The sequence below is a fragment of the Mycolicibacterium pyrenivorans genome (genome assembly GCF_025821625.1).
Lineage (GTDB): Bacteria > Actinomycetota > Actinomycetes > Mycobacteriales > Mycobacteriaceae > Mycobacterium > Mycobacterium pyrenivorans.
The window spans coordinates 1-329 of record NZ_JACKSH010000063.1 but is presented as its reverse complement, the minus strand read 5'-3'; the positions used below and the strand labels follow the sequence as shown (position 1 = coordinate 329).

Sequence of the window (329 nt, the reverse complement as noted above, 5' to 3'; positions counted from 1 at the left end):
ATGCACCAGCCCTGAACAGAGGCGATGGTCGGGGTGCGACAGTCGGCGACCGCGGTGATCGCTTGCTGCATGGCCCGCAGCTTGGTATGAAAATCGGCACGCTCCTTGGCCAGCGCCCCGTCGGCCATCATCGGCGTCAGGGTGCCGCCCATCGCGGCCAGATCGAGGCCGTAGCTGAAGTTGCGGCCTGATCCGGTGAGCACGATGGCCCGCACATCCGGGTCGGCGTCGAGCGCGGCGAAGGCCACCGGCAGCTCGGCCCAGAAGGCCGGGCCCATGGCGTTGCCCTTGCCGGGGCCGGTCAGCGTCACCTGTGCGACGTGATCATT

General features: G+C 68.7%; 1 protein-coding gene. It reads right to left on the bottom strand.

What is annotated here, in order from left to right; all coding sequences use genetic code 11:
* Positions 1-329: enoyl-CoA hydratase-related protein (locus tag H7I57_RS08770; protein ID WP_264023036.1), on the bottom strand; the 329-nt coding region annotated here is incomplete at both ends.